This is a genomic window from Stenotrophomonas sp. 05N423, assembly GCF_056397145.1.
This window is the reverse complement of record NZ_JBFTMV010000003.1, coordinates 263,294-283,909: the sequence shown is the minus strand read 5'-3', so window position 1 is coordinate 283,909 and position 20,616 is coordinate 263,294. Positions and strand designations below refer to the sequence as shown.

Here is a 20,616-nt window from a genome sequence, read left to right as displayed (position 1 = left end):
ACGATGAAGCGGATGTCCGGTGGAATCTCCCTGCTGCTTGCAGCGGTGCTGGGCGGTTGTTCGCAGCCGCCGGCACAGCCTCAGGAGAAGGTGCAGCCGCTGGACACCTCCGAGCAGAAGGCGCCGGTGGCCGATACCAGCCAGCCGGTCGCCTCGGGCAATACCCCGGCCGCGGCGGACGTCGCCGCCGTGGCCGCGCTCAACGCGCAGTTCGACCCGGCGCGCGACCCGGTCGCCGACCTGGAAATGGCCAAGGTCGAAGCCCAGCGCGGCGGCAAGCGGATCGTGCTGGACGTGGGGGGCGAGTGGTGCTCCTGGTGCCACCTGATGGACGCCTTCATGGAAGGCGATTCGGAGATCCGCCGCTTCCGCGACGCCCACTACGTGTGGATGAAGGTCAACTACAGCGAGGACAACGAGAACGTGGCGTTCCTGTCGCGCTTTCCGGCCATCACCGGCTATCCGCACCTGTTCGTGCTCGACGCCGAGGGCCAGCTGCTGCACTCGCAGTTCACCGGCGAGCTGGAGAAGGGCAAGGGCTACGACCGCGGCAAGTTCTTCGCCTTCCTCAAGGAATGGGCGCCGCCGGCCACGCCCTGACCGGGCGATGGGCGAGGGGGAAGACGGCGCCGCAGGGCGCCGTTTTCCGTCCGGGGCTTCATTTCCGCGCTGGCCGGCCGCTAACGGGAGCATTCCCTTGCTCGCCGGGGCCCATTCCCCATGTCGCTTCCTTCCGATGCCACCCCTGAAGCCGCCGTTCCGGCCACCGCCGATGCGACGGGCACGGGCCTGCCCACGGTGGATGCGCTGATGGACGAACAGCCGCCTGCCGAAGGCGACGGGCCGCCACCGCGCTACCGCCTGCCGCAGGCAGCGGTGCCGCCGAACATCATGCTGCAGGCGGCGGTGGCGCGGCTGGTGGAGCAGAAGGAACGCATCGACCTGCTGGCCCGCGAAGGCCTGCTGGATGGCTTGTTCCCCGCCGAGTGGAGTGCGGTGCCGGGCAACGAACTGCGTGCGTTCGTTGCCTCGGTGGTGCCTTTCGCCTCGGACAGCGTGCGTGGCGAGACCATCGCCGCGCGCGTGCCGCTGAAGTACCTGCTGGGCCAGTCGCACCGCTGGGGCCGGGATGATGTCGCCGAACCGCGTTCGCTCAGTGCGTTCCTGGCCGGCGACGAGCGCGCCGGCGCCGGTGCGGCCGATGCGGCCGAAGTGATGCTGCTGGGGCCGCTGGGGCTGGGCTGGGCGCAGGTCGGGCGCAGCCGGGTCGGTTTCCTGCGCGCGATGGGGGTCGAATCGCTGGCTGCGCGGGTCACCGCGCTGCCGTATCCGGCGCCGGAGCAACTGGCGCTGTACCACGTGACCGCGGCCGGGGTGTCGCAGGTGTGGTGCGTGCTGGACAGCCGCCGGCTGCGCGCGCTGTCCGCCCCGTCGCTGACGGTCCCGTTGCTGACCGCCTATGGCGTGGCCGCGCCGCAGGCATGGCCGGCGCAGTGGCCCGACCCGGTCGAGGTGGATGCGGAAGTCGGCCTGGCAAGGGCCGGAAAGGGCGCCCATGAGGTCGACCTGGTCAAGCTGGTGGACAAGATCCAGCGCAGCCGGGCCGGCGAGGCCTGGAGCAGCGCGAGTCTGATGCAGCTGCATACCTGGGTGCCGCGCTGGCGCTTCTTCCTGGCCTCGTTCATCGGCCTGCCGGCGGCGCTGCTGCTGATCGCGGCGCTGGCCCTGCCCGGTCGCGTCGAAGCGGCGGCGGTGGCCGCGGCGCTGGGTTTCGCCGGTGGCGCCATCGCCGCGCTGGCTGCGCCGTGGATCTATGCCCGCCGCAAGTTCCTGAGCTGAGCGGGCACAGCAGGCCCGCCTCGATGCCCGGCCGCCGCCGGGCGTGCCTCAGTCGATGCTCATCTGCGCAAGGCCGGCATCGGCCAGCCGGGTGATGAGCCGCTCCAGCACCTGCTCTTCTTCCTCGGTCAGTACCGACATCAGCTTGCGGGTGATCTCCATCACCATCGGCGCCACGGTCTCGTAGACCTCGAAGCCCGCCGCCGACAGGGCCAGCACCGAACGGCGGCGGTCGTCGCCATGGGTCTCGCGGCGGATGAAACCGCGTTCCAGCAGGCGCGCCACCGCGCGGCTGACCGCCACCTTGTCCATCGCCGTGCGGTCGGATACTTCGCTAGCCGACGAACCCGGGTACAGCGCCAGGATGGTGATCACGCGCCATTCCGGGATCGACAGGCCATAGCGCTCGCCATACAGCCGCGCGATGTTGGCGCTGACCCGGTTGGACAGGACGCTGATGCGATAGGGCAGGAACTGTTCGAGATCGAGCAGCACGTGCGAGGAGCGGAAGCTGGTGGACTTGCTGTAGTCGGAAGAGCTCATGTTGCAGTGCACCTTGATGGTGGTTTCATGTGAAACTATAACCCTCAGTCTCGACCCGCGTTCGCCGCGCGTCTTCCTGTCCCCCGCCGCCGGCATCGGCGACGGCCCCACTTCCGGAGGCAAGCCATGAATACCCAAGTCCACGCCGCATCCAACGCGCCCAACCTGGGCATGCAGGTGACCACCTTCGAGAACCCGATGGGCATTGACGGCTTCGAGTTCGTCGAGTTCGCCGCGCCGGCGGGGCAGGCCGCCCAGCTGCACGACTACTTCAGGAACATGGGATTCACTGCCGTGCTCCGCCACCGGCAGCGTGCTATTACCGTCTACCGTCAAGGCGGCGTCAACTTCCTCGTGAACGAGGAGCCGGACTCCTTCGCCGCCGACTTCGCCGCCAAGCACGGCCCCTGCGCCTGCGGCTTCGCCATCCGCTTCCAGAAGCCGGCCGCCGAGGTCCTGGCCGCCGCGCTGGGCAACGGCGCCGAGGAAGTGGCCCTGCTGGCCGACACCCGCGCGGTGCCGGCGCCGGTGATCAAGGGCATCGGCGACTGCATGCTGTACCTGGTGGACCGCTACGGCGGGGCCGGCAGCATCTACGACACCGACTACGTGCCGGTGGAAGGCGCCGAGCCGAACCCGAAGGGCTTCGGCCTGACCTTCATCGACCACCTGACCCACAACCTGTACCTGGGCAACATGCAGCAGTGGTCGGACTACTACGAGCGCCTGTTCAACTTCCGCGAGATCCGCTACTTCGACATCAAGGGCGCCAAGACCGGCCTGGTGTCCAAGGCGATGACGGCGCCGGACGGCATCGTGCGCATCCCGCTGAACGAATCGTCCGACCCGAAGAGCCAGATCAACGAATACCTGGACGCGTACAAGGGCGAGGGCATCCAGCACATCGCCTGCTTCACCGACAACATCTATGACACGGTCGAGGCGATGCGCGCGCGCGGCGTCGAGTTTCTGGACACGCCGGACACCTATTTCGACGTGGTCGACCTGCGCATTCCCGACAATGGCGAGGACGTGCCGCGCCTGCGCCGCAACAAGATCCTGATCGACGCCGACCCGGAGACCAAGCAGCGCAAGCTGCTGCAGATCTTCACCCAGAACTGCATCGGCCCGATCTTCTTCGAGATCATCCAGCGCAAGGGCAACGAAGGCTTCGGCGAGGGCAACTTCCAGGCGCTGTTCGAGAGCATCGAGCGCGACCAGATCAAGCGCGGCGTGCTGTAACGTTGCCGGTCCACTCCCCGAGGAATACACGATGCTGGCCGAACTGATCACCCTGCTGACCTGCGACGGCCTGGAAGGCGATGAACTGGCCGACTGCGTGGCCAGGATCAAGGCATCGCCGGCGGACCCGGAGCTGGAGTGGATCGACGGCGAGAGCCCGGGGGAGTTCATGCAGTTCGCGATCCTCGCCGAACTGGGTGATTACCTCGCCATCGGTGACAAGCTCGACGAACTGCACGAGGAGATCAGCGAGCAGTTCGCCGACCCGTTGCCGCCGTTCCCGGGACGGGACACGCTGGCGGTGGACTACTTCCAGTGGCTGGACGGGCAACTGGCCGCCCGTCCGACGCCCTACGAAATACTGCTGTGGGGCAACCCCTTCGACGACAACCTCTATGCCTTCATCGTCCGCCGCAGGGACACCGCGCGCGTTCTCGACCTCGCCGGCGGACTGGGGCTGCTGGCCGAACGTGCGACCCGGCGCCAGCTGACCTGAAACCACCGTCCTTCCGGGCATACCAAGCGAGCGCAGCCATGTCCCAGAGCAACAACGCCTATCAATCCGGTTTCGGCAACGAGTTCGCCACCGAGGCGGTGCCCGGCACCCTGCCGATGGGACGCAATTCGCCGCAGCGCGTGGCCCATGGGCTGTACGCCGAGCAACTGACCGGCACCGCGTTCACCGCGCCGCGCGGCAGCAACCGCCGCAGCTGGCTGTATCGCATCCGCCCGGCTGCGATGCACGGCCAGTTCACGCCGTTCGAGCAACCGCGCCTGCATGGCGATTTCAGCCACGGCGCGGTGTCGCCGGACCAGCTGCGCTGGAACCCGCTGCCGCTGCCGGAAGCGCCCACCGATTTCGTCGAGGGGCTGTACACCATGGGCGGCAACGGCTCGCCCGAGGCGCATGCCGGCGCCGGCATCCACCTGTATGCCGCCAACGCCGACATGCGCGGCCGCTACTTCTACGATGCCGACGGCGAACTGTTGATCGTGCCGCAGCTCGGCCGCCTGCGCCTGCGCACCGAGATGGGCGTGGTCGAGATCGAACCGCAGCAGATCGCGGTGATCCCGCGCGGCGTGCGCTTCGCCGTGGACCTGCCGGACGGGCAGGCGCGCGGCTATGTCTGCGAGAACTTCGGCGCGCTGCTGAAACTGCCCGACCTGGGCCCGATCGGCAGCAACGGCCTGGCCAACCCGCGTGATTTCGAAACCCCGGTGGCCGCGTACGAAAACGTCGAGGGCGACTTCGAGCTGGTCGCCAAGTTCCAGGGCCGGCTGTGGCGCGCCGACATCGGCCACTCGCCGCTGGACGTGGTCGGCTGGCACGGCAACTACGCGCCGTACCGCTACGACCTGCGCCGCTTCAACACCATCGGTTCGATCAGCCATGACCATCCGGACCCGTCGATCTTCCTGGTGCTGCATTCGGCCAGCGATACGCCCGGGACCAGCAACCTGGACTTCGTGATCTTCCCGCCGCGCTGGCTGGTGGCGCAGGACACGTTCCGCCCGCCGTGGTTCCACCGCAACATCGCCAGCGAATTCATGGGCCTGATCCACGGCGCCTACGACGCCAAGGCCGAGGGCTTCGTGCCCGGCGGCTGCTCGATCCACAACTGCATGACCGGCCACGGCCCGGATGCGGCCACCTTCGACAAGGCCTCCAATGCCGACCTGTCGCGACCGGACGTGATCACCGACACGATGGCCTTCATGTTCGAGACCCGCGGCGTGATCCGCCCGACCGGGCAGGCCATTGCCGCCGCGCACCGCCAGCGCGACTACCAGGCGTGCTGGAGCGGACTGCGCGGCAACTTCGCGCCGCCGCAGGCGTGATTCAGGTCGGCAGCGGTGTTTCCAGCACCGCTGCCAGGTGCGACTCGGGCAGCACTTCGCGCAGGCGGTCGCGCACGCGCTGCACGTAGCCGTCGGAGGTCATCGCCGGCAACTGGGCCAGCGCCAGCCGCAGGGCGTGCAGGGTGTCCGTTTCCTCGCGCGTGGCCTGCAGCAGCTGGTGCAGGCGCGCCGCCGCCGGATTGCGCTGCAGCGCGAGCATGTCCAGCAGGTAGATGCGCGCGGCGACCAGCGAACGGCGGCGGACCATCGCCGCGGGTGCGGCTTCGGGTACCGGTGCCGGCGGCGGTACCGGCTGCTCCGCGTGCAGGTAACCGTCGCGCTGAAGCTGCGCGACCAGGGCCGGCGCATCGTCGCCGAGCAGGACGCGCAGTTCGCCGAGGCCGCGCTTGCCGTCGCACAGGATCAGGGCGCGGCGCTGGCGCAGGTCCAGCGGGGCGCGGTGGGCCTGGAGTGCGGCATGCGCGAGGTCGGTCTTGCGCGGTTGCATGGGCGGAAGGGCAATGCGACGCGGAGCCCAGAGCCTGCGGGTCGCAGGTGAAAGCGTGATGACAATGGCGCGGCCGCGTGTCGTGGCCGCGCGTGGCCCTCAGTCGCCGTCGCCGCCTTCCGGCGGCGGCAGCTGTTCCTTGCGCGCGGTGCCATCGCCCGGCACTTCAGGCCGGCTTTCCATCATCAGCGACAGCGCGGCCTTGGCCATCAGGTGCGCGCTGATCGGCGCGGTGATGAACAGGAACACGGTGATCAGCAGTTCGCGCGGCTGCGGGTCCTCGCCGAGGAAGATGTGATAGGCCACCGAGCACACCAGCACGCAGCCCACGCCCAGCGTGCTGGCCTTGGTCGGCGCGTGCAGGCGCTTGAAGAAGTCGGACAGGCGCACCAGGCCGAGCGCGCCGACCAGGATGAAGAAGCAGCCGGACAGCAGCAGCGCCGACAGCAGGATCTGCAGGAAGAGCATCATTCGACGATGTCCCGGCGCAGCACGAACTTGCTCAGCACCACGGTGCTGCAGAAGCCGAGCATGGCGATCACCAGCGCGGCCTCGAAGTAGACCGCCGAGTTGATGTACATGCCGAACAGCATCAGTTCGGCGATGGCGGTGACCGAGAGCGTGTCCAGGGCGAGGATGCGGTCGGGCACCGTCGGACCACGCAGCAGGCGCCACAGCGCCAGCAGCATCGCCACGCCGACCATGTGCATGCACACCACCAGGGTGGTCTGGAAAACCAGGTGTCCGGTCACGGGAAGATCTCCATCAGCGGCGCTTCGTAGCGGGACTTGATCTCGGCGATCAGGGCCTGCGGATCCTCCAGGTGCAGCACGTGCACCAGCAGGTAGCGGCGGTCGTCGGACAGGGCCGAGGACACCGTGCCCGGGGTGAGCGTGATCAGGCTGGTGAGCGCGGCGATGCCATGGATGTTGCCGATGTCCAGCGGCACCCAGATGAAACCCGGGGTGAGCCTGCGCTCGGGTCCGAGCACCTGCGCTGCGACGCGGAAGTTGGACAGCAGGATGTCCCACAGCATCACGCCCACCAGCCGCGGCAGCGGCCGCAGCGTGCCGATGCGGGCGAACTCGCGGTCCAGGCGCGCGGCGAACAGCGGGATCACCACGCCCAGCAGCATGCCCAGCAGCAGTTGTCCGAGGTCGAAGCTGGCCGACATCACCATCCAGAACGCGACCACGGTGATCGACAGCGCGGGCGACGGGAACAGCCGCCGCAGCAGGGGCCGGCGCGCGCTCATGGCTGCCTCGACTGCGGCGCGGTGCCGCGCACGTCGTGCAGGTACTGCTGCGGCGCCAGCAGCTGCGCGGCGATGGCGTCGGTCTGCCGCATCAGCGGCGTGGCGAACACGCTCATCGCCACCGCATAGGCCAGCAGCAGGGAGGTGGCGGCGGTTTCGAACGGCCGCGCCGGCACGTCGGGATCGGGGGCCGGCGGCGCGTCGTCCTCGCCGGGCACGTGCCAGAACAGGCGGATGCCGCTGCGCACCAGGCCGATGATCACCAGCAGGCTGCCGCCGAGCACCACCGCCCACACCATGCCGGTGTAAGCGGGCGGCACGGCCGACAGCAGTGCGGCCTTGGCCAGGAAGCCGGCCAGCGGCGGCAGCCCGGCCACCGCCACCGCGCCGACCAGGAACAGCAGGCCGGGCACGGTCTTGCCCGGCAGCGCCGCGGCCAGTTCGCGCTCGCCGCGTTCGCCGGCACGGAAGCGGCGGCGGCGGATCAGGTCGGCGACCAGGAACAGGGCGGCGGCGGTGAAGGTGCTGTGCGGCAGGTAGTACAGGCCGGCCGAGATCGTGCCGGCGTTGCCCAGCGCGAAGGCGATGAACAGCGTCGCCGCCGAGACCACCACCAGGTAGGCCACCTGCACCCGCAGCCGGGTCGCCGCCAGCGCGCCGAGCGCACCCAGCAGCAGCGTCGCCGCACCGGCCCACAGCAGCCAGCCGGCACCGTAGCCGGCCAGCGCGCCGGCGCCTTCGCCGAACCACAGCGTGCCCACCCGCAGCACGGCGTACAGGCCGACCTTGGTCATGATCACGAACAGCGCCGCCACCGCGGCCGGCGCGCGCGCGTAGGACTCGGGCAGCCACAGGTACAGCGGCAGCAGCGCGGCCTTGGCGCAGAACACCACCAGCAGCAGGCCGAGCGCGGCCTTGGCCAGCTTCAGGTGCGAGGGCGGCAGTTCGGCGATGCGCTGGCCGATTTCGGCCATATTGAGCGAGCCCAGGGTGGCGTAGAGCATGCCCAGCGCGACCAGGAACACGGTCGAGGCCGAGACGTTGAACACCACGTAGTGCAGGCCGATGCGCAGGCGCAGGCCGCGGCCGCCAGACAGCAGCAGGCCGTAGGAGGCGATCAGCAGCACCTCGAAGAACACGAACAGGTTGAAGATGTCGCCGGTCAGGAAGGCGCCGTTGAGGCCGACCAGCTGGAACTGGAACAGCGCATGGAAGTGCGGCGCGCGCCGGTCCCAGCCGGTGCAGGCGTGCAGCAGGCAGGCCGCGGCCAGCAGCAGCGTGGTGCCGAGCATCCAACCCGACAGGCCGTCGGCGACCAGGGCGATGCCCAGCCGTGCCGGCCAGTCCCCGAGCAGGTAGACCATCACCTCGCCCTGGCCGGTGGCGGCGATCAGCAGCGCCTCGACCAGCGCCAGCAGCGCCAGGCTGGCCCATGCCACGCCGCGCTGCACCCTGGGCCCGTAGCGGCGGTGCTCGACGAACAGCGACAGCGCCGCGCCGAGCAGCGGCACCAGGATCGGCAGGATCGGCAGGTGGTTCATCATGCGCCGCCCCCCTGGCCTTCATCGGGTTCGTGCGCGTCGACGTGGTCGCTGTGGTTGTCGCTGCGGCTGCGCATCGCCAGCACGATGCTGACCGCGGTCATGGCAAAGGCGATGACGATGGCGGTCAGCACCAGCGCCTGCGGCAGCGGATCGGTGTAGTGCGCCAGGTCCGAGGCCACGCCGTCCCTGAGCACCGGCGCCTTGCCGCTGACCAGACGCCCGGCGCTGAAGATCAGCAGGTTGGTGGCATAGGACAGGAAGGTCATGCCGAGGATGACGTCGAAGCTGCGCGCGCGCAGCAGCAGGTACACGCCGATCGCGGTGAGCACGCCGATCGCGCTCGCCAGGGCCAGTTCCATCAGTGCATCTCCCCGGTGCGCGCCGAACGGCGGTGGATGTCGATCTCGCCGTGGCGCGCATTGCGCGTGCGCGATGGCTTGATGGTGCCCATCATCGACAGGATCAGCATCACCCCGCCGAACACCACCAGATACACGCCGGTGTCGAAGCCCATCGCGCTGGCCAGCGGCACCTCACCGATCAACGGCAGGTGCAGGTCGAGGTGGCCGCTGGTCAGGAACGGCACGCCGAACAGCATCGAGGCCACGCCGCTGAGCAGGGCGACCAGCAGCCCCAGGCCGATGCAGCGGATGTAGTCGAAGCCGAAGCGCGATTCCACCGACACGGTGCCCTGGATCACGTACTGGATCAGCAGCGGCACCGCCAGCACCAGGCCGGCGATGAAGCCGCCGCCCGGCGCGTTGTGGCCGCGCAGGAACAGGAAGATCGACACCGTCAGGGTCAGCGGGAACATGATCTGCGCCAGGTCGGCCGGCACCGGCAGCTTGATCGGCGGGCCGGGCATGATCTGCTCCGGCGCCATGCGCGAGCGGCGCAGCAGCGCGTGCACCACCAGCGCGGCGATGCCGAACACGGTGATCTCGCCGAAGGTGTCGAAGCCGCGGAAGTCGACCAGGATCACGTTGACCACGTTGTGCCCATAGGCCTCGGGCAGCGCGCGCCGCAGCATCTCGCCGGACATGGTGTTGGGCGGCAGGGTCATCATCGCGTAGGCCAGCGCGGCCAGGCCGCCGCCGGCGACGATGGCGATCAGCGCGTCGCGGCGCTTGCGCCACGCCGCGCGTTCGGGCGGCGACTGCGCCGGCAGGTAGTTCATGCCCAGCAGCATCAGCGCCAGCGTCACCGTCTCCACCATCAGCTGGGTCAGGGCCAGGTCCGGCGCGGACAGGAACACGAAGGCCAGCGACACCATCAGCCCGGTGCCGCCCATCACGATCACGGCCAGCAGGCGCTGCCGGTACAGGAACAGCCCGCCCAGCGCGCAGGCCAGCATCACCAGCCACAGCGCCCAGCCCAGCAGCGGCATCGGCTGCGCGGCCGGCCATGTGGGCAGCGAAGGCGCGGTGGCATACGGCGCGGCGGCCACGACCACCGCCACCAGCACCAGCGCCAGCAGCATGCGCTGCAGGCTGCCGTTGGCCAGCGCATGGGTGAGGCGCTGGGCCAGCCCGAACAGCGCGTCCATGCCGCGCTGGAACAGCTGCTTGCCGACCGGGCGGTTGGCGGCGGCGTACAGATCGGTGAGGCGGCGCAGGCCGAAGTACAGGGCGATGCCTCCGGCGACACCGACCGCGCTCATCGCCAGCGGCAGGTTGAAGCCGTGCCAGATCGACAGGCTGTAGGCGGGCATGGCCGGGCCGAGGATGGCCTGCGCGCCGGCCTGCAGTACCGGCGCCACGGTCAGCGCCGGCGCGATGCCGACCGCCAGGCAGATCAGCACCAGCACCTCCACCGGCACCTTCATCCAGCGCGGCGGCTCGTGCGGCACCACCGCGATATCGAGCGGGCCCTTGCCGAAGAACGTGTCGTGGACGAAGCGCAGGCTGTAGGCCACGCCGAGGATGCCGGCCAGCAGCGCCGCGCTGCTCATCGCCGTGCGCATCCATTGCGGGCCGCCGGTGGCCAGGGCCTCGGCGAACAGCATTTCCTTGGACAGGAAGCCGTTGAGCAGCGGGATGCCGGCCATCGCCAGCGAGGCGATGATCGCCAGCGCGCTGGTGATGGGCATCAGCCGGCGCAGGCCGCCGAGCCGGCGCATGTCGCGGGTGCCGGTCTCGTGGTCGATGATGCCGGCAGCCATGAACAGCGAGGCCTTGAAGGTGGCGTGGTTGAGGATGTGGAACACGCCGGCCACCACCGCCATCGGCGTGGACAGGCCGAACAGAAGGGTGATCAGGCCCAGGTGCGAGATCGTCGAATAGGCCAGCAGGCCCTTGAGGTCGTGCTGGAAGATCGCGTTCCAGGCGCCGATCAGCAGGGTGGCCGCGCCGATGCCGCTGACCAGGTAGAAGAACAGCTCGCTGCCGGCCAGCGCCGGATGCAGCCGCGCCAGCAGGAACACGCCGGCCTTCACCATCGTCGCCGAATGCAGGTAGGCCGATACCGGCGTCGGTGCGGCCATCGCATGCGGCAGCCAGAAGTGGAACGGGAACTGCGCGCTCTTGGTGAAGATGCCGGCCAGCACCAGCAGCAGCGCCCACGGGTACAACGGGCTGTGGCGGATCAGCTCGCCCGAGGCCAGGACCACGTCCAGGTCGAAGCTGCCGACGATGCGCCCGATCAGCAGCACGCCGCCGAGCAGCGCCAGCCCGCCGCCGCCGGTGACCACGAAGGCCATGCGCGCGCCTTCGCGCGCGTCCCTGCGGTGCGACCAGAAGCCGATCAGCAGGAACGAGCTGATGCTGGTCAGTTCCCAGAACACCATCAGCAGCAACAGGTTGCCGGACAGCACCATGCCCAGCATCGCGCCCATGAACAGCAGCAGGCAGCTGTAGAAGCGGCGCGCGCTGTCCTGTGCGGAGAGGTAGTAATGCGCGTACAGCACCACCAGCGCGCCGATGCCCAGCACCAGGCCGGCGAACATCCAGGCCAGCCCATCCAGGCGCAGGGTGGCGTCCAGCCCGATCCGCGGCAGCCAGCCCCAGCTTGCGCGCAGCACCGCGCCATCGAGCACGGCCGGTGTCATCGCTCCCAGCAGCGCCAGGCCCAGCAGCGGCGCCGCGCCGGCCAGCCATGCGGCCGCCGTGCGGGAGAGGCGGGCGTGCAGGGCGATGAGCGCGGCCATCAGGAACGGCAGCGCGAGCAGCAGGGGGAGAACGGATGTCATGCAGGGAATGCGGGATTCGCGAGCAGGTTTTGCAGTCTAACAGGCGCTTTTTTGCCACCGGAACCCCATACATGAACGGGCCGTTCGGGTTTCGTGCGTGTCGGTGATCCTGGCGTGCATGCCTTCGCACGCGTCCGGCTGGCGGCTGCCGGATGGCCGGGGAGCAGGCCTGGCGAGGCATCACGCCGGCCCGGCGGGGCGCCGGACGCGCAGTGACGCCCCTCAAGTACCGCGTCGGATGATCCTTCGTCGTGCGTGCCGGGCAATGGCGTGCCGCAGGCTGGGACGGGGGCGGAGCCGTCGCCGGCGGGACGGACTCAGGGTTCCGTCTGCGGCGGCAGCGAGCGCGGGTCGCGGACCAGCAGCGTGTCCGTTTCCAGGGTCGCGACCAGGCGCCGGGCGATGCTGCCGATCAGCAGCTCGAACAATGCGCCGCGGCCATGCGTGCCGACCACCGCCAGGTCGACGTCCTCGGCCTCCACGTGCTGGCGCAGCAGCCGGGCCGGGTCGCCGGGCTCGATCACCGCCTGTACCTGGCCCGGTTCCATCGGCAGGCCGGCCTGGAAATCGCGCGCCTGTTCGTTCGCCCGCAGCCGCGCCTGCGCCTGCAGCGTGTCGCGGTCGCCGGCCAGCAGCGCGCTGCCCGGCGTTTCCAGCGCATGCACCAGCGCCAGCCGCAACGGCGCGCCGAACAGGGCCAGCGCCTGCCGGGTCGCGTGGTGGGCGCTTCCGGAAAAATCCGTGGCCACGGCCAGGTTGCGGTAGGGCGCATGCACGCGCCGGTGCACGACCAGCAGCGGCAGCGGGCAGTGCCGGGTCAGCCACAGTACCGTCGAGCCGAGCGCGGGCAGTTCGAACACCGGGTCGCTGGCGATGCCGGTCACGACCAGGCCGCAGCCGGTCTCCGCGGCCAGTTGCAGCACGGCGCGGCCGACATGGCCTTCGCCGATGCGCACGTCCAGCGCGATGCCGTCGGCCTCGGCGCCCAAGTTGCGGCGCAGCCGCCATTCCACCGCCTGGCGGGCGTGCTCGCGCGCCAGCGGATCGGGCGCGTCGAGCACACCGGCGATCATCTGCTGTGCCGGTGCCGGCGGCAGCACGGACGCCACCACCAGCCGCGCGTTCCATTGCCGTGCCAATTGCAGGGCGCGCGACAGCGCGCGGTCGCAGCGGGCGCCCAGGTCGGTGGCCAACAGGATGGCGCGCGGCGGCACGGGGCGGGAGTTCGACATGGCGTCCTCGGCAGGTCGTTCGCGCCGAGTCTACCCGTTGGGCATCGATGCGTTTCCATCGCCTATGCTTCGCGCATGGAAACAGGGCGACACGACGGAAACGCGCCGCGCCGCGCGCTGGTGTTCGGCGGCAGCGGACAGATCGGCGAGCGGCTGCTGGCCGGGCTGCTGGCCGCGGGCTGGCAGGTCTGCGCGGTATCGCGTGCGCCGCGCGCGGCCGCGCCGGGGCTGGCGTGGCGGCAGGGCGATCTGTCCGGCGACTGGCGGGGCGAGGGTCCGTTCGACGCGGTGTTCAGCTGCGGTCCGCTCGATCATTTCGCGCGCTGGTACGCGGCGTCGGGCATCGCCGCGCCGCGCGTGGTCGCGTTCGGTTCCACCAGCGTCGAGGTCAAGGAGGATTCGAGCGAACCGGCCGAGCGCGACGTCGCCCGCCGCCTGCGCGAGGCCGAGGCCACGCTGTTCGCTGCTGCGCGCGAGCGCGGCGTGGCGGCGACCGTGCTGCGTCCCACCCTGGTCTACGGCGCCGGCCGCGATGCCACGCTGAGCGCGATCGCACGCATGGCGGCACGCGCCGGCGTGTTCGTATTGCCTTCCGGAGCCGATGGCCTGCGCCAGCCGGTACACGTGCAGGACCTGGCCGACGCCGCGATGCAGGTGCCGCAGTATCCGGCCACGGCAGGGTGCGCCTATGCGCTGGGCGGCGGCGAACGCCTGGGCTATGCGGAAATGGTGTGGCGGGTGCTGGCATCGCTGCAGCCGCCGCCGCGACTGCTGCGCGTACCGGCGCCCCTGTTCCGTGCCGCGCTGGCGCTGGCCCATGCGGCCGGCCGTCTGCGCGGCATGAATGCCGCCGCGCTGGCGCGCATGCGCGAGCCGCTGGTGTTCGACATCGGCCCGGCGCAGCGCGACTTCGGCTACGCGCCGCGGCCGTTCCTGCCGACCCGGGACATGTTCGGCCAGTAGGTGCAGGCCCGCCGCGCAGGAGGCTTTCGCCCCATGTCGCATGCGGGGCAAGCCCCGCATCCACATTCCCGAGCCCCTCCGATGGAACGCGCCGTTCAGTACTTCCAGCCGAACTGGCGGTACAGCTTGGCCAGTACCCAGATCGGACCGATCAGCAGATAGGTCAGGTCGGTGAGGAAGCTGGGCCGGCGGCCTTCGATGTGGTGGCCGATGAACTGCGCGATCCACGCCACCACGAACACGCCGATGCCGGAGAAAAGCAGGCCGCGCAGGCCGATGCGATCCTCCAGCAGCCGGCATAAACAGCCGGAGACGAAGAACAGGATCAGCATGCCGATGCCCAGCGACCGCGACAGGCGGTTGTAGTACGCCCATGCGCCGAACATCGCCAGCGCCGCCCAGATGCCGTACTGGAACCACGGCAGCAATGGCGGGATGCACCACAGCAGGGCGATCACCGACCACATGATGGCCGGCACGGCGATCACATGGATGGCCTGGTTGACGGAGTTGCGGTGGTCGCCGGAGTAACTGGCGAACCAGCGGTCGATGGGGCGTGCGGCGCTCATGTCCATGCTGCCTCTTCTCCCGGCAGGGCGTGTGGGGCGCGCCCGGGCGGGCGCGCCGGTGGTCAGTCGATGTGGATGCCGGCCAGTTTCTGCAGGGCTTCGGCGTACTTGTCGCGGGTGCGCGAGATCACCTCGGCCGGCAGTTCCGGGCCGGGGGCGGTCTTGTTCCAGTCCAGCGTTTCCAGGTAGTCGCGCACGAACTGCTTGTCGTAGCTCGGCGGGCTGGTGCCGACCTCATACTCGTCGGCCGGCCAGTAGCGCGAGGAATCCGGCGTCAGCATCTCGTCCATGATGTACAGGCGGCCATCGGCGTCGGTGCCGAACTCGAACTTGGTGTCGGCCAGCAGGATGCCGCGCTCGGCCGCATAGGCGGCGGCGAACTTGTAGATGCGCAGGGTCGCATCGCGGACTTTCTCGGCCAGGTCCGCGCCCACCGCCTTGACCATCGCGTCGAAGTCGATGTTCTCGTCGTGGTCGCCCACTGCCGCCTTGGTGGATGGGGTGAAGATCGGCTCGGGCAGCTGCTGGGCCTGCTGCAGGCCGTCGGGCAGCTTGATGCCGCTGACCTGGCCGGTGCGCTGGTAGTCCTTCCAGCCGCTGCCGATCAGGTAGCCGCGGGCGATGGCCTCCACCGGCACCGGCTTCAGTTTCTTCGTCACCACCGCGCGGCTGGCGTACAGCGCCGGGTCCACGCCCTCGGGCAGCACGCTGGCCACGTCGATGCCGGTCAGGTGGTTGGGCATCAGGTGCTCGGTCTTGCCGAACCAGAAGTTCGACACCTGGCACAGCATCTCGCCCTTGCCGGGAATCGGGTCGGGCAGCACCACGTCGAACGCGGAGAGGCGGTCGGTGGCCACGATCAGCAGGTAATCGCCGGCAGGCGTGTCGGCGGGCAGACGTTCGCGCGGGATATCGAACACATCGCGCACCTTGCCGCGGTGGCGCAAGGGCAGGCCGGGAAGATCGGATTGCAGCAGCGTGGTCGGCACGGGCACTCCTGGAACTTGGCGATGAAGCCGTCGGCACAGGACCCGGGGGGCCCGCGGCGGACGGCGGGCGGCCTAGTGTAAGGCCGTCCGGGGCCGCTGTGGCATAAAATACGTGTCCGATCTGTCAAGGCCACAGCCCCACCCATGCGCTGGTACGGAAAACTGCTGGGATTCATCGCCGGCGCCCTGCTGTTCAGGCCCAACCCGCTGTTCGGCGCGGTGGTGGGCATGCTGCTGGGGCATGCGTTCGACAACGACTGGTTCAAGCTGGGCAAGGACCTGCCCTACCGCGAGTTGGGCGTCACCCGCGAGGCCACCGACGCCGAGATCGACCTGGCCTACCGCCGCCTGATTTCCCAGTACCACCCCGACAAGGTGGCCGGCGCCGCGCCCGAACTGCGCGCCCAGGCCGAGAGGAAGGCCCGGCAGATCAACGCCGCCTACGACCGCATCAAATCCCTGCGCAAGCGCTGAAAGGCTCCGTCATGTCCAACTGCATCATCGCCCCGTCCATCCTCTCGGCCGATTTCGCCAGGCTTGGCGAGGAAGTCGACAACGTCATCGCCGCCGGCGCCGACTGGGTCCATTTCGACGTGATGGACAACCATTACGTGCCCAACCTGACCATCGGCCCGATGGTCTGCCAGGCGCTGCGCAGGCACGGCGTGACCGCACCGATCGACGTGCACCTGATGGTCGAGCCGGTGGACCGCATCGTGCCGGACTTCGCCGAAGCCGGCGCCAGCCTCATCAGCTTCCACCCGGAGGCGTCGAAGCATGTCCACCGCACCATCCAGCTGATCAAGTCGCACGGCTGCAAGGCCGGTCTGGTGCTGAACCCGGGCACGCCGGTGGAAGTGCTGGACTGGGTGCTGGAGGACCTGGACCTGGTGCTGCTGATGTCGGTCAACCCCGGCTTCGGTGGCCAGGCCTTCATCCCCTCCACGCTGGACAAGCTGCGCGCGGTGCGGGCGATGATCGACAAGCGCGGCAAGCCGGTGATCCTGGAAGTGGACGGCGGCGTGAAGGCCGACAACATCGGGCAGATCGCCGCGGCCGGTGCCGATGCCTTCGTCGCCGGTTCGGCCATCTTCAACGCCCCGGACTACGTGCAGGTGATCGCGCAGATGCGTGGCAACGTCGCCGCGGCGCGGGGTTGAGCGTGGACGCCGGCCTGCTCATCCGTCCGGCTACCGCCGACGATGCGGGCCTGATCCTGCATTTCATCCGCGAGCTGGCGATCTACGAGAGAGCCGAATCGTCGGTGCAGACCGATGAAGCCGGCATCCGCGCCAGCCTGTTCGGTGCCGATGCGAAGGCGCAGGCGCTGGTCTGCGAGCGCGCCGGTCAGGCCATCGGTTACGCGGTGTATTTCTACAACTACTCCACCTGGCTGGGCCGCAACGGCATCTACCTGGAAGACCTGTACGTCAGCCCGGAACATCGCGGATGCGGCGCGGGCAAGGCGCTGCTGCAGCACATCGCGCGGCTGGCGGTGGCGCAGGGCTGCGGCCGTTTCGAGTGGTCGGTGCTGGACTGGAATACGCCGGCGATCGATTTCTACCGCGCCGCCGGCGCGCTGCCGCAGGACGAATGGACCGTGTACCGGCTGCAGGGCGATGCATTGCGGCGGTTCGCAGAAGGCTGAAGTCGCCCATCGTCCCCGTAGGAGCGCACTTCAGTGCGCGATGAAGCTTTCCCGGCGAAGCCCCTTCGCGCACTGAAGTGCGCTCCTACAAGTGCGCTCCTGCGAAGGGATCAAAAAAAGGCCGTGGCGTCGCCGCCACGGCCAGGGGAATTCGTGGGAGGCTGATCCTGCCTCCATCCATCATCCCTGCTATGGCCTTCCATTCTCCGCACGGTCGATGACACGACGATGACGGCGGCATTGCCGCGCCGTGGCGGTGGACATTACAGAGCGTTCATGCGTGCGCCACGCTCCCGTTAGCCGGCGCGGCGCAATCTGTCCCCGATGGTTGGAAACGCCATCCATCCCGAACCTCCACGATGTAGCCAGCCCAAAGGATCACGCATATGAAGACCTCCGCCCTTCTCCTCGCCGTCGGCCTGACCCTGGGTGCCGGCACTGCGTTCGCCGCCCAGTCGACCGCTCCGGCCACGCCCGCCACCCCGGCGGCACCGGCCGCACAGATGGCGCCCGCCGCCAAGACCGCCGCCGCGCCGGCCGCCAAGCACCACGGCAAGAAGCATCATCACCATGCCGCCACGGCCAAGCCGGCGGCAGCCGCCCCGACTTCGGGTGCGGGCAGCAAGTAAGTTCCTGGCTCGGGATGGTCACGCCGGTCCGTCGGCCGGCGTGACCCACCTGCGTCCGGTCCGGTCAGCGTGACGGAGGGCAGGGCAATGAACGCGGATACCTACTGCCTGCATCGCGCGATGGCAGTCGTCCTGTTCGCCGTCCTGGGCGGCGCGCTGTCGCAGGCCGCCATCGCAGGGCCTGCCGCGCCGTCGGTTCCCGACTCCAACTCCCCCTCTTCAAGGCCGCCGCCAATAGTGGCGAAGGCGCCGCCGCGCTGCCTCAAGCGCAGCGCCCTGGGCAAGTGCGAACGCCGCGCACCGGCCACGGCCAGCCGCAACCCGCCCGCCGTCCCCGCCGCGACGCATTGAGCCGGAACCGCCGGCATGGCCAGTCGCGTCGCCGCCGGCGCTATGCTTCCTCCACCAAGGCCACAACCACGCCTCCATGCGCATACTGGTCGTCGAGGACGATACGCAGATTTCGGCATTCATCGCCAAGGGACTGCGCGAGGACGGGCATGTCGTCGACTGTGTGGACAACGGTCGCGACGGCCTGTTCATGGCCACGACCGAAGCCTACGCGGCCATCGTGCTTGACCGCATGCTGCCCGGCCTGGACGGCCTCACCGTGCTGCGCACGCTGCGCGGCGCCGGCAATGCGGTGCCGGTGCTGCTGCTGACCGCGCTGGCTGATGTCGACCACCGCGTCGAAGGCCTGCGCGCCGGCGCCGACGACTATCTGGTCAAGCCTTTCGCCTTCGCCGAGCTCAGCGCCCGGCTCGACGGACTGTCGCGCCGCAGCCCGGCCACGGCGCAGGCCGCGCCGTCGACGCGGCTGCAGGTCGCCGACCTGGAACTGGACCTGCTGCGCCGCGCCGCGTCGCGCAGCGGCCGCGCCATCGAACTGCTGCCGCGCGAATTCATGCTGCTCGAATACCTGATGCGCAACGCCGGCCGCGTGGTCACCCGCACCATGCTGCTGGAGTCGGTGTGGAACTACCACTTCGATCCGCAGACCAATGTGATCGACGTGCACATCAGCCGCCTGCGGCAGAAGATCGACCATGGCTTCGCCCTGCCGCTGCTGCATACGGTGCGCGGTGCCGGCTACCGGCTCGGTGATTGATGCGCCTGCTGCGCTCCACCACCTCGCGGCTGGCGCTGGCGGTGTCCATCGCCTTCCTGATGTCTTTCATCCTGCTCGGCACCGGCATCTACGCCGCGGTGTCGACCCTGCTCGAGCGCGACGCGCACGAGGTCGTCCGCACCGACGCGGCCGGGCTGCGCGATCTCTACCGCCACGCCGGCTACGCGCGGCTGCGCGAGGAACTGGTGGGGCGCATCGAGACCCCGGACGATCCGGACATGCTCTACCTGCTGCTGGACGCCGACGGCAAGGTCATCGCCGGCACGCTGGCGGCCCTGCCCGGCTGGAATGCGCGCGCGCACTGGCTGGAGTTCATCGACGAGGAATCCGACGACGACCCGCGGGTGATCGCGCACCAGCAGCTGCTGGACAACGGCCAATACCTCGTCGCCGGGCTGCGCATGCGTTCGGAAGACGGTTTCCTGCGCCTGATCCTGCATTCGGCGCTGGCGGCGTTGCTGGCCGCGGCGGTGATGGGGGCGATGGTCGGGCGCTGGACCTCGCGCTGGGTGGCGCGGCGCCTGGGCAGCCTGGACCGTACCGCCGAGCGCGTGGCCGCCGGGGAAATGGACCTGCGCGTGCACAGCGACGGCAGCGGCGATGCGTTCGACCGCGTCGCGCTGCGCTTCAACGGCATGCTGGACCGGATCCAGGCGCTGCTCGACGCGGTCCGCCACGCCACCGACCACATTGCCCACGACCTGCGCACGCCGCTGAGCCGCCTGCGCACGCGGCTCGAATCGATGCGCGACGTGCCGGCCATCGCCGGCTCGTCGGCGGCCTTGGCCGAACTGGATGCGGGGCTGGCGGAAACCGATGGCCTGCTGCAGTCCTTCTCCGCGCTGCTGCGCCTGTCGCGGATCGAGGCGCAGCTGGCGACCGCCGGCGATGCTTCCGTCGTCGATATGGGCCGGTTGGTCGACGACGTGGCCGAGCTCTACCAGCCGGTCGCCGCCCAGCGCGGCATGCGGCTGCGCGTCCTGGGCGAGCCGCTGCAGGTGATGGGCGATCCGGACCAGTTGTTCCAGGTGCTGGTGAACCTGCTCGACAACGCGCTCAAGTACGGGCCCGCTGGCGGCACCGTCACCCTTGCCATGGCCGCTGCGGGCGAACAGGCCGAACTGAGCATCCGCGATGAAGGTCCCGGCATTCCCGAGGGCGACCGCCAGCGCGTGTTCGACCGTTTCGAGCGCCTGCAGGCTGATCGCGGCCAGCCCGGTACCGGGCTGGGCCTGAGTCTGGTGCGCGCCATCGTCGCCCGTCATCGCGGCACCATTGTCCTGTCCGACGGCGACGCCGGTCCCGGCGGCAATCCGGGGCTGTGCGTGACACTCCACCTGCCGCGCCGGCATCCGCCCGCTGCGGATTGAAGTGATCGGCAGCCGCGGCATGGCGGCCCGAAAGCCCCACGGGGCGGGCGCGGACGGTTGCCTCTGCAAGTGTTCCGTGGGGGTGCCGCGGCCCCCGCCGGCGCCCATTTGCGGTACAGTTGCGCGGTGT

General features: G+C 69.8%; 24 protein-coding genes. 13 read left to right on the top strand and 11 right to left on the bottom strand.

Annotation, left to right across the window (positions count from 1 at the left end; translation table 11 throughout):
- The first annotated feature begins 3 nt into the window (after positions 1-3).
- Positions 4-600 carry a thioredoxin family protein gene (locus AC1DGW_RS07705; protein WP_478021222.1) on the top strand — a complete coding sequence of 199 codons (597 nt, stop codon included), beginning with the start codon at positions 4-6 and terminating at the stop codon, positions 598-600.
- 120 nt (positions 601-720) lie between these two features.
- A complete protein-coding gene (locus AC1DGW_RS07700) occupies positions 721-1,839 on the top strand; it encodes a hypothetical protein (RefSeq protein WP_478021220.1) in 1,119 nt (372 codons plus the stop codon).
- A 48-nt stretch (positions 1,840-1,887) separates the two neighbouring features.
- Here the strand turns inward: AC1DGW_RS07700 and AC1DGW_RS07695 are convergent, their stop codons facing one another.
- Positions 1,888-2,382 carry a MarR family winged helix-turn-helix transcriptional regulator gene (locus AC1DGW_RS07695; protein WP_478021218.1) on the bottom strand — a complete coding sequence of 165 codons (495 nt, stop codon included), beginning with the start codon at positions 2,380-2,382 and terminating at the stop codon, positions 1,888-1,890.
- Positions 2,383-2,508: 126 nt separating this feature from the next.
- Between AC1DGW_RS07695 and hppD the strand changes: the two genes are divergently transcribed.
- Genes hppD through hmgA form a run of 3 tightly spaced genes read left to right on the top strand, consistent with a single transcriptional unit; the run spans position 2,509 to position 5,463 of the window.
- Entirely contained in the window at positions 2,509-3,624 is a 1,116-nt protein-coding gene (gene hppD, locus AC1DGW_RS07690; RefSeq protein ID WP_478021216.1) for a 4-hydroxyphenylpyruvate dioxygenase, read from the top strand.
- Between the two features lie 31 nt (positions 3,625-3,655).
- Positions 3,656-4,120, top strand: coding sequence for a hypothetical protein (locus AC1DGW_RS07685; protein WP_478021214.1), 465 nt, complete (start codon positions 3,656-3,658; stop codon positions 4,118-4,120).
- 38 nt (positions 4,121-4,158) lie between these two features.
- Positions 4,159-5,463 carry a homogentisate 1,2-dioxygenase gene (gene hmgA, locus AC1DGW_RS07680; protein WP_478021212.1) on the top strand — a complete coding sequence of 435 codons (1,305 nt, stop codon included), beginning with the start codon at positions 4,159-4,161 and terminating at the stop codon, positions 5,461-5,463.
- A gap of 1 nt (position 5,464) precedes the next feature.
- Here hmgA and AC1DGW_RS07675 read toward each other — a convergent pair whose 3' ends face one another.
- The 8 genes from AC1DGW_RS07675 to AC1DGW_RS07640 all read right to left on the bottom strand — a co-directional run bounded on the left by AC1DGW_RS07675 (position 5,465) and on the right by AC1DGW_RS07640 (position 13,189).
- Complete coding sequence (locus tag AC1DGW_RS07675; protein WP_478021210.1) at positions 5,465-5,971, bottom strand: hypothetical protein; 507 nt, start codon at positions 5,969-5,971, stop codon at positions 5,465-5,467.
- A 99-nt stretch (positions 5,972-6,070) separates the two neighbouring features.
- Positions 6,071-6,442 (bottom strand): Na+/H+ antiporter subunit G, encoded by a 372-nt coding sequence (locus AC1DGW_RS07670; RefSeq protein WP_478021208.1) that lies wholly within the window; start codon positions 6,440-6,442, stop codon positions 6,071-6,073.
- Complete coding sequence (locus AC1DGW_RS07665) at positions 6,439-6,681, bottom strand: K+/H+ antiporter subunit F (RefSeq protein WP_456119482.1); 243 nt, start codon at positions 6,679-6,681, stop codon at positions 6,439-6,441. The genes AC1DGW_RS07670 and AC1DGW_RS07665 overlap by 4 nt, the downstream gene beginning before the upstream one ends.
- 38 nt (positions 6,682-6,719) lie before the next feature.
- Complete coding sequence (locus tag AC1DGW_RS07660; protein ID WP_478021206.1) at positions 6,720-7,226, bottom strand: Na+/H+ antiporter subunit E; 507 nt, start codon at positions 7,224-7,226, stop codon at positions 6,720-6,722.
- Positions 7,223-8,767: a monovalent cation/H+ antiporter subunit D gene (locus tag AC1DGW_RS07655; RefSeq protein WP_478021496.1), complete on the bottom strand. Its 1,545-nt coding sequence runs from the start codon at positions 8,765-8,767 to the stop codon at positions 7,223-7,225. Before AC1DGW_RS07655 ends, AC1DGW_RS07660 begins: the two co-directional genes overlap by 4 nt.
- The gene (locus tag AC1DGW_RS07650; protein ID WP_478021204.1) at positions 8,767-9,129 is read right to left on the bottom strand and encodes a Na+/H+ antiporter subunit C; all 363 of its coding nucleotides are present in this window, start codon (positions 9,127-9,129) and stop codon (positions 8,767-8,769) included. Before AC1DGW_RS07650 ends, AC1DGW_RS07655 begins: the two co-directional genes overlap by 1 nt.
- Positions 9,129-11,957, bottom strand: a complete 2,829-nt coding sequence (locus tag AC1DGW_RS07645; RefSeq protein ID WP_478021202.1) for a monovalent cation/H+ antiporter subunit A — start codon at positions 11,955-11,957, stop codon at positions 9,129-9,131. Before AC1DGW_RS07645 ends, AC1DGW_RS07650 begins: the two co-directional genes overlap by 1 nt.
- Before the next feature lie 317 nt (positions 11,958-12,274).
- Positions 12,275-13,189: a universal stress protein gene (locus AC1DGW_RS07640; RefSeq protein ID WP_478021200.1), complete on the bottom strand. Its 915-nt coding sequence runs from the start codon at positions 13,187-13,189 to the stop codon at positions 12,275-12,277.
- 75 nt (positions 13,190-13,264) lie between these two features.
- Here AC1DGW_RS07640 and AC1DGW_RS07635 point away from each other — a divergent pair, with 75 nt between their 5' ends.
- Complete coding sequence (locus AC1DGW_RS07635) at positions 13,265-14,152, top strand: NAD-dependent epimerase/dehydratase family protein (RefSeq protein WP_478021198.1); 888 nt, start codon at positions 13,265-13,267, stop codon at positions 14,150-14,152.
- A 95-nt stretch (positions 14,153-14,247) separates the two neighbouring features.
- On the opposite strand, the gene AC1DGW_RS07630 is transcribed toward AC1DGW_RS07635, so the two are convergent.
- Both AC1DGW_RS07630 and AC1DGW_RS07625 read right to left on the bottom strand, forming a co-directional pair.
- Positions 14,248-14,727 (bottom strand): Mpo1 family 2-hydroxy fatty acid dioxygenase, encoded by a 480-nt coding sequence (locus AC1DGW_RS07630; protein WP_478021196.1) that lies wholly within the window; start codon positions 14,725-14,727, stop codon positions 14,248-14,250.
- A 56-nt stretch (positions 14,728-14,783) separates the two neighbouring features.
- Entirely contained in the window at positions 14,784-15,710 is a 927-nt protein-coding gene (locus AC1DGW_RS07625; RefSeq protein WP_478021194.1) for a phosphoribosylaminoimidazolesuccinocarboxamide synthase, read from the bottom strand.
- A gap of 144 nt (positions 15,711-15,854) precedes the next feature.
- Between AC1DGW_RS07625 and AC1DGW_RS07620 the strand changes: the two genes are divergently transcribed.
- From AC1DGW_RS07620 to AC1DGW_RS07590, 7 genes are all read left to right on the top strand, one after another.
- Positions 15,855-16,184, top strand: a complete 330-nt coding sequence (locus tag AC1DGW_RS07620; protein WP_478021192.1) for a J domain-containing protein — start codon at positions 15,855-15,857, stop codon at positions 16,182-16,184.
- Positions 16,185-16,195: 11 nt separating this feature from the next.
- A complete protein-coding gene (gene rpe / locus AC1DGW_RS07615; protein WP_478021190.1) occupies positions 16,196-16,870 on the top strand; it encodes a ribulose-phosphate 3-epimerase in 675 nt (224 codons plus the stop codon).
- Complete coding sequence (locus tag AC1DGW_RS07610; RefSeq protein WP_478021188.1) at positions 16,867-17,358, top strand: N-acetyltransferase family protein; 492 nt, start codon at positions 16,867-16,869, stop codon at positions 17,356-17,358. Before rpe ends, AC1DGW_RS07610 begins: the two co-directional genes overlap by 4 nt.
- Positions 17,359-17,744: 386 nt before the next feature.
- A complete protein-coding gene (locus AC1DGW_RS07605; RefSeq protein WP_478021186.1) occupies positions 17,745-17,987 on the top strand; it encodes a hypothetical protein in 243 nt (80 codons plus the stop codon).
- 87 nt (positions 17,988-18,074) lie between these two features.
- Complete coding sequence (locus tag AC1DGW_RS07600; RefSeq protein ID WP_478021184.1) at positions 18,075-18,338, top strand: hypothetical protein; 264 nt, start codon at positions 18,075-18,077, stop codon at positions 18,336-18,338.
- 76 nt (positions 18,339-18,414) lie between these two features.
- Positions 18,415-19,095 (top strand): winged helix-turn-helix domain-containing protein, encoded by a 681-nt coding sequence (locus AC1DGW_RS07595; protein WP_478021182.1) that lies wholly within the window; start codon positions 18,415-18,417, stop codon positions 19,093-19,095.
- Complete coding sequence (locus AC1DGW_RS07590; protein WP_478021180.1) at positions 19,095-20,486, top strand: sensor histidine kinase; 1,392 nt, start codon at positions 19,095-19,097, stop codon at positions 20,484-20,486. Before AC1DGW_RS07595 ends, AC1DGW_RS07590 begins: the two co-directional genes overlap by 1 nt.
- The last annotated feature ends 130 nt before the right edge of the window (positions 20,487-20,616 follow it).